Here is a 13,372-nt window from a genome sequence, read left to right as displayed (position 1 = left end):
TGCCCAGAGCGTGGCCGCCGACCTTGGCCAAAGTCAGGCCGGCTTGCGGAAGCGCAGGGTCATGCGGTCGCTTTCGCCGATGGCGTCGTACTTCGACCGGTCGAAGTTCGGGTTCGCCGGCTGACCACCGGGCGCCGTGCGCTTTACGGGCGGCAGCGTCCAGACCCCGAACGGGTGGTCCTTGGTGTCCTTGGGGTTGGCGTTGATCTCCGACTGGGCGTCCAGCTTGAAGCCGGCCTTCTCGGCGATGGCGATCACGGTCGCCGTGTTCAGATAGCCGTCGGCGCCCGCGTCCTTCTCCGAGCGCGGATCGGCGCGGTGATCCTCGACCGCCAGCAGCCCGCCCGGCTTCAGCACCGCGAAGAAGTCGGCGAACGCCTTGTCGGCCATGCCGGGCGCGCCGGTCCAGTTGTGGACGTTGCGGGCGGTCAGGACGAGGTCGGCCGAGCCCGGCGCGCCCAGGGGGCCCGAGCTCGCGCCGAAATTGACGAACAGCGGCTTGCCGTACTTGGCGGCGTCGGAGAAGCGGGCCTCGAAGTCGGCGCGACCCTTGCGCGCGCCTTCCGACAGCTTGGGATTGGAAAGGTCGGCGACGCCCGCGACATAGGTCCCGCCGGTGGCCTTGGCGTAGGGGGCCAGGATCTCGGTCCAATAGCCGCCGCCCGGCGAGATCTCGATCACCGTCTGCTTGGGCTTCAGTCCCCAGAAGGTCAGGCTCTCATAGGGGTGGCGCGCGCCGTCGCGAGCGACATCGGCGGCCGGGCGGGTCGGCGAAGCGATGGCGGCCTTCAGCGCCGGGTCGGTGGCTGCGAAGGCGGCGGGGGCGGCGAGGCTGACGGCGGCGGCCAGCAGCAGGACGTGACGACGAAGCGGCATGGGGGAATTGTCCTTCGGTCCGGGGTTGCGCGGCGACCTTAGCCGGGGCGGGCGGCGCGTCAAAGGATTCGCGTTCGATGAAACGAGCGCCCTCTTGAACCGGGAATTCGACGCACCAACTATTTTCACGAAGGCGCTGGGAACCCGGGCCTTCCGGACCGCTGGCGACGCCGATTTCGGGTCGCCGAAGGGACGCACATTCAAAGACCTTGCTTGATGAGAAGGATCTGACTCATGCGTACGATCGACCTTTCGCCCCTGTACCGCTCGCTCGTCGGTTTCGACCGCCTCGCCGCCCAGCTCGACGCCGCGGCCCGCACGGAAGCCAGCTCGGGCTACCCCCCCTACAATATCGAACGCACCGGCGAGAACGACTACCGCATCGAGATCGCGGTGGCGGGCTTCAAGCCGGAAGAGCTGAACGTCGAGGTGAAGGAAAACCTGCTCACCGTCACCGGCCGCAAGGCGGCGAACGACGACGCCAAGCAGTACCTGCACCGCGGGCTCGCCGAACGGAATTTCGAGCGCAAGTTCCAGCTGACCGACTACCTGGTGGTGGTCGACGCCGCGCTGTCGAACGGCCTGCTGTCCGTCTCGCTGAAGCGTGAACTGCCCGAGGCCCTCAAGCCCCGGACCGTGGAGATCAAGTCCAGCGCCTCGCCGCTGATCGAAGGCGAGAAGGCCGCCTAAGCGGCCCTTCCCCTAGGCCCTCATTCCCTCTGAAACTTCGGCGGCGCGGCGACGCGCCGCCTTTTTCACGTCAGCGTTCCATCGGGCGTGGAAAGGTCCAGCCCCTCCACCTGGCTAAGGTCCACGTCGCGCAAGCGCGCCTTGGTCATTCGCGCGCCGGTGAGGTCGGCCCCGCGCAGGTCCGCGCCGTCCAGCACCGCCCCCGCCAGGTCCGCGGCCTGGACCGAGGCGTAGCGCAGGCGAGCCCCCTCCAAGTTCACCAGGGCCTGACGTTGAGGTCCCAGGGGCAGCGGCGACAGACAAGCTTGGCGGAGATCGGCCTTGGTCAGGTTCGCGCCCGTCAGCTTAGCGCCGCGCAGGTCCGCGCCTTGCAGATTGGCGCCGCGCAGATCGGCGTTCCGCAGGTTCGCGCCTTGCAGGTGAGCGCCCGACAGGTCCAGCCCGACCATACAGGCGCCCCGGGCGCTCATCGCCGTCAGCCGCAGCCCGCGCAGCCGGTCGCCGAGCGGTCGCAGGTCCTCGCCGTCCAGCCGGGCGGCCGCGCCCTGCTTGCCGTCGGTCTTGCACCAGAGCTGGTTGGCCAGGCAGGCCTGGTGCAACGCCTCGGCCTTGGAGATGGCCTCCGGGGTCGGAGCGCGTAGCACGCCGACCAGGGCCGACCGTTCGACCTTCGCGGTCGAGGTGTCGACGCCGGCCATCACCGCGCCGGCGAAATTCACGCCTTCGAAATTGGCGCCGCTGACGTCGGCGCCGTCCAGGATGGCGCCGGCGAGATTGGCCTCCTTGAGGTTCGCGCCCGACAAATTGGCCCCGCGCAGGGAGCAGTCGCTGAAGTCGGCCCGGAACGCCGACACGCCGGCGAATTCGGAACCGTCCAGAGTCGCGCCCGAGAAGTTTGCCTCGTCGATCTCGCCCCGCCGCGTCTCCTGGCGCAGGGTCTCGAGACCGTTGCGCGGATGGGGGATGGTGATCTGGCCCTCGCGGAAGTCGGCCTGGGTCAGATCGGCCTGAGCCAGATTGGCGCCGCGCAGGCAAGCGCCGCGCAGATCGGCGTGGACCAGGGACGCCTGGCGCATGTCGGACTTGCGCAGATCGCACCCGAACAGGCTGGCGCGATCCAGCCTCGTCCGCACCATCCGGCAGCCGTCCAGGATCGACGCGGAAAGGTCCGCCTCGGTCAGGTTCCGGAACGACAGATCAAGGCCCGACAACCGCACGAAGCGGAGGGAGGCGCGGCGGCCGCCCGGCTTACCGGTAACGAATTTCTCGTGCGCCGTTACGATCATGTCGAGCTCGGCTTGGCTCAGGCGACGCCGCCCGGCCACGCTTTGCGCGGCGTTCATAACGATGGTCCCTATGGTGGTCTCGTTGGATTGGCGGGACCCTATCGGGACGAAGACAGCGAACAGTTAAGCTCGCGGCGAATTGTCGCGTTTTTTTGACAATCGCTAGATGACGTCGTCGAGGCCGCGCGCGCCCAGCCGGATCGCGCCGGTCACATCGACATCGCGCATCTGGGCGCCCGTGAAATTGGCGCGGGAGAGGTCGGCGCCGGCCATTCGCGCCTGACGCAGATCGGCCCGCGCGAAATCGGCGTTGGCCAGGATCGCGCCGGTCATGTCGCAGGGCAGCACCCGATCAGCGGTGATCAGTAGCGGCCCCATCTGGGCGTCGCGCAGGTCCGAGCCGGTCAGCTTGGCGCCCTTCAGCCGCGCGCCCCGCAGGTCGGCGCGACGCAGGTTGCAGGCCCGCAGGTCCGCGCCCTCGAGCTGGGCGCCCTGCATCTGCACGCCCTCCATGTCGAGGCCGTAGAACACCGCGCCCTTGGCCGAGAGAGCCGTCAGGTTGAAGCCCCGAACCGAGCGCAGATTGCGCAGATCGGCCTTGTCGAAGACCGAAGGCTTGCCCTCGGCCCCTCCGGTTTCGATCCAGCGGGCATGGTCGGCGATCATCTGCTCGTAAGGCATGTCGGCGACGTTGGTGCCCGCCGGCTTGTCCGTCAGGGCGCCTTCCATGTTCGTCTGGCTGACGTTCCAGGACATGGTCTTGGCGCCGACCAGGACGGTGTTGCGCAGGTCCGCCCCGGCGAGGTTCGCGCCCGAGAGATCCGCGCCCGCCAGGTTGGCGCCGTTGAAGTTGGCCTGCTTGAGGTTGGCCCGGATCAGCTTGGCGTCCTTCAGGATCGCGTCGCTGAAGTCGGCCTTGGTCGCGACGATGCCCGACAGGCGCGAGCGCTCCAGATTGGCGCCGCTGAGGTTCGCCCCGATCGCGTAGGCCTCGCGCTGGGTCAGCTCGATGACCTTGTAGCCTTCCTTGCGGTCGGCGGCGGCGATCGCCCCTTCGCGCAGGTCGGCCTCGAACATGTCCGCGCCAGTCAGATTGGCGCCGCGCAGGCTGGAGCCGCGCAGGTCCGCCCGGCGCAGCGAGGCGTCCGTCAGGTCGGCGCCCTGCAGGTCGGCGCCATAGAGGTTGGCGTTGTCGAGCTTGGTCTTGCGCAGGTCGCAGCCGACCATCATCGCACCGGTGAAGTCGGCGTCGCACAGGTTCCGGCCCGTCAAGGACAGGCCGGACAGATCACAGAACGTGAAGACCGCCCGCGCCCCGCCCAGCTTCGCCGACCACAGGCGGTCGTGCTTGGCGCAGATGATGTCGAGATCATGCTGCGTCAGGCGCTTGTATTCTTGGGCTGTGGGCGCGTCGGCGCTCATGGGCGGCATGGGATCCTGAATGACGCGTCAACCCTGCGCAGAACAGGATTAACGTCGTCTTTCCAAGAGCTTCCGCCTCGCCTCAGCCAACCTGCGGAAGCGCCTCGGCTCGGCTCTCGTCCAGATAGCGGGCGCCGGTGGGCTTCAGCTGGCCGTCCAACTCGATGACCAGCGGGTTGCCCGTCGGGATCTCGACCCCGACGATCTTGTCGTCCGGCACCTGGAACAGATGCTTGACGATGGCGCGCAGCGAGTTGCCGTGGGCGGCGACCAAAACCGTCTCGCCCGCCTTCAGGTGCGGGGCGATGTCGCTCTCCCAGTACGGCAGCACGCGGACCAGGGTCGTGGCCAGGCTCTCGGTCGACGGCAGGGTCGCGCCCTTGTAGCGGCGGTCCTTGGCGAAATCGTACTCGCCGCCCGGGGCCAGCTCCGGCGGCGGAATGTCGTACGAGCGGCGCCAGATGGTGACCTGCTCGACGCCGTGCTTCTCGGCCGTCTCGGCCTTGTTCAGCCCGGTCAGGCCGCCGTAGTGGCGCTCGTTCAGGCGCCAGTCCTTGGTCACCGGCACGAAGCTCTGCTTGGCCGCGTCCAGCGCCAGGTTGCAGGTGCGGATGGCGCGGGTCTGCACCGAGGTGAAGGCCTGGTCGATATCGAGGCCGGCCTTGGCGATCAGCTCGCCGCCCTTGCGCGCCTGGGCCTCGCCCTCCGCCGTCAGGTCGACGTCGACCCAGCCGGTGAAGCGGTTTTCCAGGTTCCACTGGCTCTGGCCGTGGCGGAGCAGGACGAGGGTCGGCATCGGGCTTCCTTCAAGGTGGAGGCGAGTTCGGGCGTGTGTCTGGGGCGGGCTAAGGCCAGCGCCGCCCAGCGTCAAGCGCGTATGGCGTCCGCGCCCCCTCCCCCACGCCGCCGCCCGTGCTATAGGCGGGTCATGCCTGATCGCATCTTCATGCCGTTGATGGGTTTGATCGCCCTCGTGCTGATCGCCTTCTCCCTCGTCTGGCCGCAGGGCCAGGGCGACCGCTCCTGGGGCCCCTTCGGGCATACGCCCGTCCAGCAGACGCCGGAGATGAAGGCCAAGATCAAGCGCGAGCAGGAGGCCGCCGCGCGCCGCGACGCCGCCGCGCGCAAGGCCATCGAAGCCGCCGGCCAAGCTCCGCCCGTCCTGGAAGAACCCGCGCCCGCTTCGCAGAGCCAGGTTCCGCCTGATCAGGTTCCCCAATGAGCGCGTTTGACGCCATCGCCGTCGGCCGGCGCGTGCTGAACGTCGAGGCCGACGCCCTGAGAACGCTGTCTCAATCGCTGGACAACGCCTTCGTCCAAGCGGTCGAGACCCTGTTCAACGCCAAGGGCCGCATCGTCTGCACCGGCATGGGCAAGTCGGGCCACGTGGCGCGCAAGATCGCCGCGACCCTGGCCTCGACCGGGGCGCAGGCGATGTTCGTGCATCCGGCCGAGGCCAGCCACGGCGACCTTGGCATGATCGGTCCGGACGACGTGATCCTGGCGCTTTCGAAATCGGGCGAGGCGCGCGAGCTGTCCGACGTCATCGCCTACGCCAAGCGCTTCTCCATTCCGCTGATCGCCATGACGGCGGTGGAGGGCAGCCAGCTGGGTCGCGGCGGCGACGTGGTGCTGCGCCTGCCCGACGCGCCCGAGGCGACGGCCGAGGTCAACGCCCCGACCACCTCGACCACCCTGCAGATCGCCCTGGGCGACGCCATCGCCGTGGCGCTGCTGGAACGTCGCGGCTTCACGGCCAGCGACTTCCGGGTCTTCCACCCGGGCGGCAAGCTGGGCGCCATGCTGCGCACGGTGGCCGACCTGATGCACGGCGGTGAAGAGCTGCCGCTGATCGGCGCCGACGCCCCCATGCCCGACGCCCTGCTGGTCATGAGCGAGAAACGCTTCGGCGCCGTGGGCGTGGTGGAAAGCGACGGCCGCCTGGCCGGCCTGATCACCGACGGCGATCTGCGCCGCCACATGGACGGGCTACTGCGGCATACCGCCGGTGAGGTCATGACCCGCGCCCCGCTGGTCATCGCCCCCGGCGCCCTGGCGGCGGAGGCGCTGAAGCTGATGAACGACCGCCGGATCACGGTGCTGTTCGTGGTCGAGGCCGAGCGCCCGGTTGGCGTGCTGCATGTCCACGACCTGCTCCGCGCCGGCGTGATCTAGGTCACATCCGTATTTTCCGAACCTTGTCATGTGCTCGCGCTAGTCGCCCAGGACCTGGGCGGCTAAAGCGATCTTGTCATAACTGAAGCGAGCTTCTTGATGTTCTCCGCGCCGCGCGCCGATCTCGTTCCCAATACCGCCGCCTATGAAAACGAGCCGCTGGTCAAGGCGACGGGCTTTCGCGAGTACGACGCGCGCTGGCTGTTCGGGCCAGAGATCAACCTGCTGGGCGTCCAGGCCCTGGGTCTGGGTCTGGGGACCTACATCCACGAGCTGGGCCAGTCGAAGATCGTGGTCGGCCACGACTTCCGCTCCTACTCGACCTCGATCAAGAACGCCCTGATCCTCGGTCTGATCAGCGCCGGCTGCGAGGTGCACGACATCGGCCTGGCGCTGTCGCCCACGGCCTATTTCGCTCAGTTCGATCTGGATATCCCGTGCGTGGCCATGGTCACGGCCAGCCACAACGAGAACGGCTGGACCGGCGTGAAGATGGGCGCCCAGAAGCCCCTGACCTTCGGTCCGGACGAGATGAGCCGCCTGAAGGACATCGTGCTGAACGCCAAGTTCGTCGAGCGCGACGGCGGCAAGCTGATCCGCGTCCAGGGCGAGGCCCAGCGCTATATCGACGACGTCGCCAAGCGCGCCAGCATCAGCCGCCCGCTGAAGGTCATCGCCGCCTGCGGCAACGGCACGGCCGGCGCCTTCGTGGTCGAGGCCCTGGAGAAGATGGGCGTGGCCGAGGTCGTGCCGATGGACACCGACCTCGACTTCAACTTCCCCAAGTACAATCCCAACCCCGAAGACGCCGAGATGCTGCACGCGATGGCTCACGCCGTCCACGAGCACAAGGCGGACCTGGCGTTCGGCTTCGACGGCGACGGCGACCGCTGCGGCGTCGTGGATGACGAGGGCGAGGAGATCTTCGCCGACAAGATCGGCCTGATGCTGGCCCGGGATCTCGCCCCGCTGCATCCCGGCGCGACCTTCGTGGTCGACGTCAAGTCGACCGGCCTCTACGCCACCGACGAGATCCTGAAGGCGCATGGCTGCCAGGTGATCTACTGGAAGACCGGCCACAGCTACATCAAGCGCAAGAGCGCCGAGCTTGGCGCCCTGGCTGGCTTCGAGAAGAGCGGCCACTTCTTCATGAACGGCGAGCTGGGCTACGGCTACGACTGCGGCCTGACCGCCGCCGCCGCCGTCCTGGCCATGCTGGACCGCAATCCGGGCAAGAAGCTCAGCGACCTGAAGAAGGCCCTGCCGGTGGCCTTCACCTCGCTGACCATGAGCCCGCACTGCGGCGACGAGGTGAAGTACGGCGTCGTCGCCGACGTGGTGAAGGAATACGAGGACCTGTTCGCCGCCGGCGGTTCGATCCTGGGCCGCAAGATCACCGAGGTGATCACGGTCAACGGCGTGCGCGTCCACCTGGAGGACGGCTCCTGGGTCCTGGTCCGCGCCTCGTCGAACAAGCCCGAGGTCGTGGTGGTGGTCGAGAGCACCCAGTCCGAGGACGACATGCGCGCCCTCTTCCGCCAGGAGGTCAAGCCGCGCCTGGGCGACCGGGTCGGCAAGTACAATCAGGAAATCTGACCGGGTTTCTTCCCCGCCTTCCCGGGCCTTGCGCCCAGGAAGGCGGGGAACTTTGAGGTCTGGTCTTCTTCTTCGAGCGTCCATCGTCTAACCCAAGCCATGATCAAGCTCCGCCCTTCCCGCCCCGATGACGGCCCACGCGTCGTCGAGATCTGGGCCGCCGCCGTGGACGCGACGCACGACTTCCTCTCGTCCGAGGACTGCGCGGCGATCGGGCGCGAGGTCGAGGACTTTCTACCGAGCGCGCCGCTGATGCTGGCCGTCGACGATCGTGATCGGCCGCTGGGCTTCATGCTGGTCAACGACAGCCACATGGAGGCGCTGTTCATCGATCCCGAGCATCGCGGGGCCGGCATCGGCGCCATCTTGATCGAGTACGCCCTGGCGGTGCATCCGATCCTGACCACCGACGTCAACGAACAGAACGCCCAGGCGGTCGGCTTCTACGAACACATGGGCTTCGAGCGAACAGGCTGGTCGGCGACCGACGGCCAAGGCCGCGCCTATCCTCTGATCCATCTGCGCTTTGGCGCCTGAGCGGTTCGGGTTTAGCTGCTCGCTCACCCGCGAAACGAGTCGCCCATGCGCCGCCTGCTCACCGCCCTCGCCCTGATCCTGACGCCGGGCCTCGCCATCGCGGCCCCGTCGATCCTGCTCAAGCCCGCTCGAGTCTGGACCGCCGAGGACGCCGGGCCGCCCCACGCGGGCTGGGCGGTGCTGGTCAAGGACGACAAGATCGCCGCCGTGGGTCCCCTGGCGTCGATCGACGCGACGGGCGCCGAGGTCATCGACCTGCCGGGCGCCACGGTGATCCCGGGGCTGATGGACCTGCACAGCCACCTCTTCCTGCACCCGTACAACGAGACGTCCTGGGACGATCAGGTGCTGAAGGAGAGCCCGACCACTCGGACCCTGCGCGCTGGCGTGCAGGCCAGGGCGACGCTGGAGGCGGGCTTCACGACGCTGCGCGATCTTGGCACCGAGGGCGTCGGCGCCGCCGACGCGCCGCTGAAGAAGGCGATCAACGAGGGGCTGATCCCCGGCCCGCGCCTGTTCGTCGCCACCAAGGCGATCGTGGCCACCGGCGCCTATGGCCCGGCCCGACGCAACTTCAATCCCGAGGCCGAGATCCCGCAGGGCGCCCAGGAGGCCAGCGGCGTTGCCGAAGTGGTCAAGGCCGTCCGCGAGCAGGCCGGCGCCGGGGCGGACTGGATCAAGGTATACGCCGACTATCGCGTCGGTCCCGACGGCGCGACGCAGCCGACCTTCAGCCTTGAGGAGCTGAAGGCTCTGGTCGACACGGCCCATTCCAGCGGCCGCCCGGTCTCGGCGCACGCCTCCAGCGACGAGGGCATGCGCCGCGCGGTGCTGGCCGGCGTCGACACGATCGAGCACGGCTACGGCGGCTCGGAAGCGACCTTCAAGCTGATGGCCGAGAAGGGCGTCGTCTTCTTCCCGACCCTGGCCGCGGTCGAGAGCACCTCGACCTATTTCGGCGGCTATGTCGCCGGCCGGACGCCTCCAACGGCCGCCATGCGCAACGCCGACCGCGCCTTCAAGCTGGCCCTGAAGAGCGGCGTCACCATCGGCATGGGCAGCGACGTCGGCGTCTTCCGCCACGGCGACAACGCCCGCGAGCTCGCCCTGATGGTCAAGGCCGGCATGACCCCGGTGCAGGCCCTGCTGGCCGCGACCGCTGTCGACGCCAAGGCCCTGGGGCGCGGCGAGACATTGGGCCAGTTGAAGCCCGGATACCTGGCCGACATCGTCGCCGTGACGGGGGACCCGACGCAAGCGATCGAGGCGACGCGGTCCGTGGTGCTGGTCGTCAAGGGCGGCCAGATCGTCCGCCGTCCCTGATGAGACCGCGTCTAATCGCGCTTCAGGCCGCCCTGCCGTTGGCGATCGCCTGAGACATGGCCTGAACGAGGCCCGACGCGGTCATCGGCTTGTTCACGTGGCCGCTGAACAGCGGGTCGGCGATCGGCGCCGACGCGTCCGCCGAGAAGGCCAGGATCGGCTTTCGGCGATTGACGCCCGGCCCCGCCCGAATGCGCGCGGTCGCCGTCCGGCCGTCCATCCTCGGCATTCGCAGGTCCATCAGGATGATGTCGAACGGCTTGGCTTCCGCCGCTTCGATCGCCTCGTCGCCGTCGGCGGCCTCGGTCAGAACAGCGCCGAACGGCGTCAGGATCGCGCGAACCAGCTGGCGGTTGGCGGTGTTGTCGTCGACGACGAGGACCCGGCAATCCTCGGGCAGGCTGATGACCTCCGTCGGCGTCGCGGGCTCGCTCGCCGGCTCGGCCGGGATCGCCGGGATCGTGAACCAGAAGCGAGATCCCTCGCCGGGCCGGCTGTCCACGCCGATCGTCCCGCCCATCGCCTCCACCAGCCCCTTGCAGATCGCCAGTCCCAGCCCCGTGCCGCCATGCTTGCGCGCCGCCCCGGCGTCGACCTGCGAAAAGCGCTGGAAGAGGCGCTTGCTCTGGTCGGCGCTCATGCCAGGCCCCGTGTCGGAAACCTCGAACACGATGTGACCCGCGCGGGGGTCCACATCGGCCTGAACCGCGATCTCGCCGATCTCCGTGAACTTCACGGCGTTGCCGATCAGGTTCAGCAGGACCTGCCTCAAACGATCGGGATCGGCCTCGATCAGGGGCGGCAGCTTGGATAGGTCGGCCAGGCGGAGCACAACGCCCTTCTCCCGCGCCTGGGCCGCGAACATTTCGACCGCCTCGCGGGTCAGCTCGGCCACCGACATCGGCTGCGGCTTGATGTCGGCCTGACCGGCCTCCAGCTTGGAGAAGTCGAGAATGTCGTTGATCGTCGCCCGCAACGCCTTGCCGGCGCTGGTCACGCGCTGGACATAGGCGCGGGTTTCCGGGCTGAGTTCGGGCTGCCGCTCGACCAATTGCGCGAAACCCAGCACCGCCGTCAGCGGCGTCCGAAGCTCGTGGCTCATATTGGCCAGAAAATCGGCTTTGACGTGGGCGGCCTCCTCGGCCTTTGCTTGAAGACGGCGGCGCTGAGCACTGCTCGAAGCCAAGGGCAGCGACGACAGGATGGACACGCCCAGAAACAGCTGCAGGAAAAGCGCGCGCTCCGTCAGATCGCCTTGCACCAGGGTGATCGGCCCAGAGCCAGCGCCGGTGAAACACACCGCCACGGCGCCCACGATGATCACGCCTAGAGCCGCCCCCAGCACCTCCAGCTCCAGAGCCAACAGCGCCAGGGCCGGCGGAATGACGAACAACAGCGGATAGCGGCTCTGCGCGAACACGGCGATCGACGTGATCGTCAGAGCCGCCAGGGCCAGCCAGCCGCCGCGGGTCACCGGGCGCTCCTTCAGGAGCTCGCGGGCCCGGCTCAGCGCCAAGAGGCATGGGACCAGGGTCAGAAGCCCCAAGGCGTTCCCCGCGATCCAGCTGACCGCTCGCAAGCCTAGATGATCGCCGCCGCGCAGCACCCAGAAGACCAGGGCCGCTAGCCCTCCGGAAACCACGGTGGCGCCCAGGCTCGCCGCGACGACGAAGGCCAGATGCCGCGGACGGCCGACCGATAGGTCCGGGCCCACCAGCTTGAGCAGCACGACGGCGCACAGCAGGCATTCGATAAGGTTGGCGGCGGTCAAGCCGAGGGCCAAGCCCATCGCCGCGCCGAGCGCCACGGCGGCGCCCCAACACGCCACGCCGGCGGTGGCGAGCAACATTGGCCATTGATCACGCGACGTTCTCAACAACGCGGTGGCGATCAGCGCGTTGGGCATCCAGACCGGCGAGCTGTGTCCGGGCCGCCTGGGCAATTCTATGGACAGGGTCGCGAGCGCGAACACCGCCACCCCGAAGGCGAGCACCAGCAGAGCTCCCTTCGGTCGTCCCAGGTTCAGCGGCAAGCCTGATCGCACGGGCATGTCATCCACATTGCCAACACACACTCGCCTTCGCAACTCCGGTTCTCGCTATGCGAGCGGCGCGATCCCCGTTCTGTGTTTCCGCCGCTTAGGGCTTTGGGTTGCCCCGGGCGAGCCGCTAAGTTCCGCGCGCCACAAGGATTCGCCATGCGCCTGCCCGCCCTCGTCCTCGCCTTCGTCGCGCTTTTCGCCTCGCCCGCCCTCGCCCAGCGCCTGGACGAGACGCCGCGCGTGGCGGTCATCTCGGCCTTCCCGCCCGAGATCGGCGCGCTGAACGCCGCGACCCAGGACCAGAAGACCTTCGACGTCCAGGGCGTGAAGTTCATGACCGGCCAGATGGAGGGCAAGCCGGTGGTGGTGTTCCTCAGCGGCGTCTCCATGGTCAACGCGGCCATGACCACCCAGATGGCGCTGGACCGCTTCAACATCACCCGCATCGTCTTCTCGGGCATCGCCGGCGGCGTCGACGAGGGCCTCGACATCGGCGACGTCGTGGTGGCCGACCGCTGGGCGCAAAACCTGGAGAGCGCCTTCGCCCGCGAGACCGACAAGGGCTTCGAGGTCTCGGCCAGCATCCGCAACAGCACCCTGCCCAACTACGGCATGATCTTCCCGCGCGCGATCGTCCTGCCCTCGGCGCCGGACGGCCGCGTGTGGTTCCCGTCCGATCCGACCCTGCTGGAGACCGCCAAGACGGTCGCCGCCTCGGTGGCCCTGCAGCGCTGCGCCGCCGACAAGTGCCTGGTCCATCCGCCCAAGGTGGTGATCGGCGGCGCGGGCGTCTCGGCCCCGGTGTTCCTGGACAACGCCGCCTATCGCAAATACCTGCGCTCGGCCTTCGAGGCCCGGCTGGTCGACATGGAGAGCGCCGCAGTGGCTCACGTCGCCCTGGTCAACAAGACCCCGTTCATCGCCTTCCGCAGCCTGTCGGACCTGGCCGGCGGCGGCGCGGGCGCAAATGAGATGCACACCTTCATGGCCCTGGCCTCGGACAATTCGGCGACGGTGGTGAAGGCGTTCGTCAAGGCGCTGCCGAACTAGGCGCGCGGCTCCCTCGCGATTGTCAGCCGCAGTCCTCGATCGACTGGGCAAGCGCCTCGTTATCGATCGCGATCTGGGTTGGATACACGACCCAGGATCCGCCCCTGGCCGCCGCGGAAACAAAAACCGAGGCCCGGCGTCCTCGATACGAGAACTCGATTGTCCATCCTTCATTGCGCGGCGAGGCCGTGAACGGCGTCACGGCCGGCTTGGAGTCGCGAAGAACGCGCGCGATGCAGCCGCGAACCTTGTCGGGAGCCTTGACCGTTTCATAGGTCGTCAGGCGCAGATCCGCCTTCGCGGAGCCGGCGAGAACCGCGAACATCAGCGCGCCCGAGCAAAGCAACTTCATCATCGCGACCGACCAATCCACCTG

13 protein-coding genes are annotated in these 13,372 nt (G+C 68.4%); 7 read left to right on the top strand and 6 right to left on the bottom strand.

Annotated elements, in window-relative coordinates:
• Nucleotides 1-33: 33 nt before the first annotated feature.
• Nucleotides 34-876 carry a class I SAM-dependent methyltransferase gene (locus J2728_RS16715; protein ID WP_310000969.1) on the bottom strand — a complete coding sequence of 281 codons (843 nt, stop codon included), beginning with the start codon at nt 874-876 and terminating at the stop codon, nt 34-36.
• 234 nt (nt 877-1,110) lie between these two features.
• On the opposite strand from J2728_RS16715, the gene J2728_RS16710 reads away from it, so the two are divergent.
• The gene (locus J2728_RS16710) at nt 1,111-1,566 is read left to right on the top strand and encodes an Hsp20 family protein (protein WP_310000968.1); all 456 of its coding nucleotides are present in this window, start codon (nt 1,111-1,113) and stop codon (nt 1,564-1,566) included.
• Nucleotides 1,567-1,631: 65 nt separating this feature from the next.
• Here J2728_RS16710 and J2728_RS16705 read toward each other — a convergent pair whose 3' ends face one another.
• From J2728_RS16705 to gpmA, 3 genes are all read right to left on the bottom strand, one after another.
• A complete protein-coding gene (locus tag J2728_RS16705) occupies nt 1,632-2,909 on the bottom strand; it encodes a pentapeptide repeat-containing protein (protein ID WP_310000967.1) in 1,278 nt (425 codons plus the stop codon).
• 105 nt (nt 2,910-3,014) lie between these two features.
• Nucleotides 3,015-4,274, bottom strand: coding sequence for a pentapeptide repeat-containing protein (locus J2728_RS16700; RefSeq protein ID WP_310000966.1), 1,260 nt, complete (start codon nt 4,272-4,274; stop codon nt 3,015-3,017).
• 82 nt (nt 4,275-4,356) lie between these two features.
• Nucleotides 4,357-5,070 carry a 2,3-diphosphoglycerate-dependent phosphoglycerate mutase gene (gene gpmA / locus J2728_RS16695; RefSeq protein ID WP_310000965.1) on the bottom strand — a complete coding sequence of 238 codons (714 nt, stop codon included), beginning with the start codon at nt 5,068-5,070 and terminating at the stop codon, nt 4,357-4,359.
• A gap of 150 nt (nt 5,071-5,220) precedes the next feature.
• Here gpmA and J2728_RS16690 point away from each other — a divergent pair, with 150 nt between their 5' ends.
• From J2728_RS16690 to J2728_RS16670, 5 genes are all read left to right on the top strand, one after another.
• Complete coding sequence (locus tag J2728_RS16690; protein WP_310001211.1) at nt 5,221-5,496, top strand: hypothetical protein; 276 nt, start codon at nt 5,221-5,223, stop codon at nt 5,494-5,496.
• Nucleotides 5,493-6,449: a KpsF/GutQ family sugar-phosphate isomerase gene (locus J2728_RS16685; RefSeq protein ID WP_310000961.1), complete on the top strand. Its 957-nt coding sequence runs from the start codon at nt 5,493-5,495 to the stop codon at nt 6,447-6,449. Before J2728_RS16690 ends, J2728_RS16685 begins: the two co-directional genes overlap by 4 nt.
• Nucleotides 6,450-6,548: 99 nt before the next feature.
• Nucleotides 6,549-8,045 (top strand): phosphomannomutase/phosphoglucomutase, encoded by a 1,497-nt coding sequence (locus J2728_RS16680; RefSeq protein WP_310000958.1) that lies wholly within the window; start codon nt 6,549-6,551, stop codon nt 8,043-8,045.
• A 99-nt stretch (nt 8,046-8,144) separates the two neighbouring features.
• Complete coding sequence (locus J2728_RS16675) at nt 8,145-8,582, top strand: acetyltransferase (RefSeq protein WP_310000957.1); 438 nt, start codon at nt 8,145-8,147, stop codon at nt 8,580-8,582.
• Between the two features lie 45 nt (nt 8,583-8,627).
• Nucleotides 8,628-9,905, top strand: a complete 1,278-nt coding sequence (locus J2728_RS16670; RefSeq protein ID WP_310000956.1) for a metal-dependent hydrolase family protein — start codon at nt 8,628-8,630, stop codon at nt 9,903-9,905.
• Between the two features lie 22 nt (nt 9,906-9,927).
• Here J2728_RS16670 and J2728_RS16665 read toward each other — a convergent pair whose 3' ends face one another.
• Nucleotides 9,928-11,955: a hybrid sensor histidine kinase/response regulator gene (locus J2728_RS16665; RefSeq protein WP_310000953.1), complete on the bottom strand. Its 2,028-nt coding sequence runs from the start codon at nt 11,953-11,955 to the stop codon at nt 9,928-9,930.
• Nucleotides 11,956-12,102: 147 nt separating this feature from the next.
• Here J2728_RS16665 and J2728_RS16660 point away from each other — a divergent pair, with 147 nt between their 5' ends.
• A complete protein-coding gene (locus J2728_RS16660) occupies nt 12,103-12,996 on the top strand; it encodes a 5'-methylthioadenosine/S-adenosylhomocysteine nucleosidase (protein ID WP_310000952.1) in 894 nt (297 codons plus the stop codon).
• Nucleotides 12,997-13,018: 22 nt separating this feature from the next.
• On the opposite strand, the gene J2728_RS16655 is transcribed toward J2728_RS16660, so the two are convergent.
• Nucleotides 13,019-13,351, bottom strand: a complete 333-nt coding sequence (locus J2728_RS16655) for a hypothetical protein (protein WP_310000950.1) — start codon at nt 13,349-13,351, stop codon at nt 13,019-13,021.
• Between the last annotated feature and the right edge of the window lie 21 nt (nt 13,352-13,372).

It is taken from the genome of Caulobacter segnis (assembly GCF_031454995.1).
In the GTDB taxonomy this organism is placed as follows: domain Bacteria; phylum Pseudomonadota; class Alphaproteobacteria; order Caulobacterales; family Caulobacteraceae; genus Caulobacter; species Caulobacter segnis_E.
This window is presented reverse-complemented; position numbering and strand designations above follow the sequence as displayed.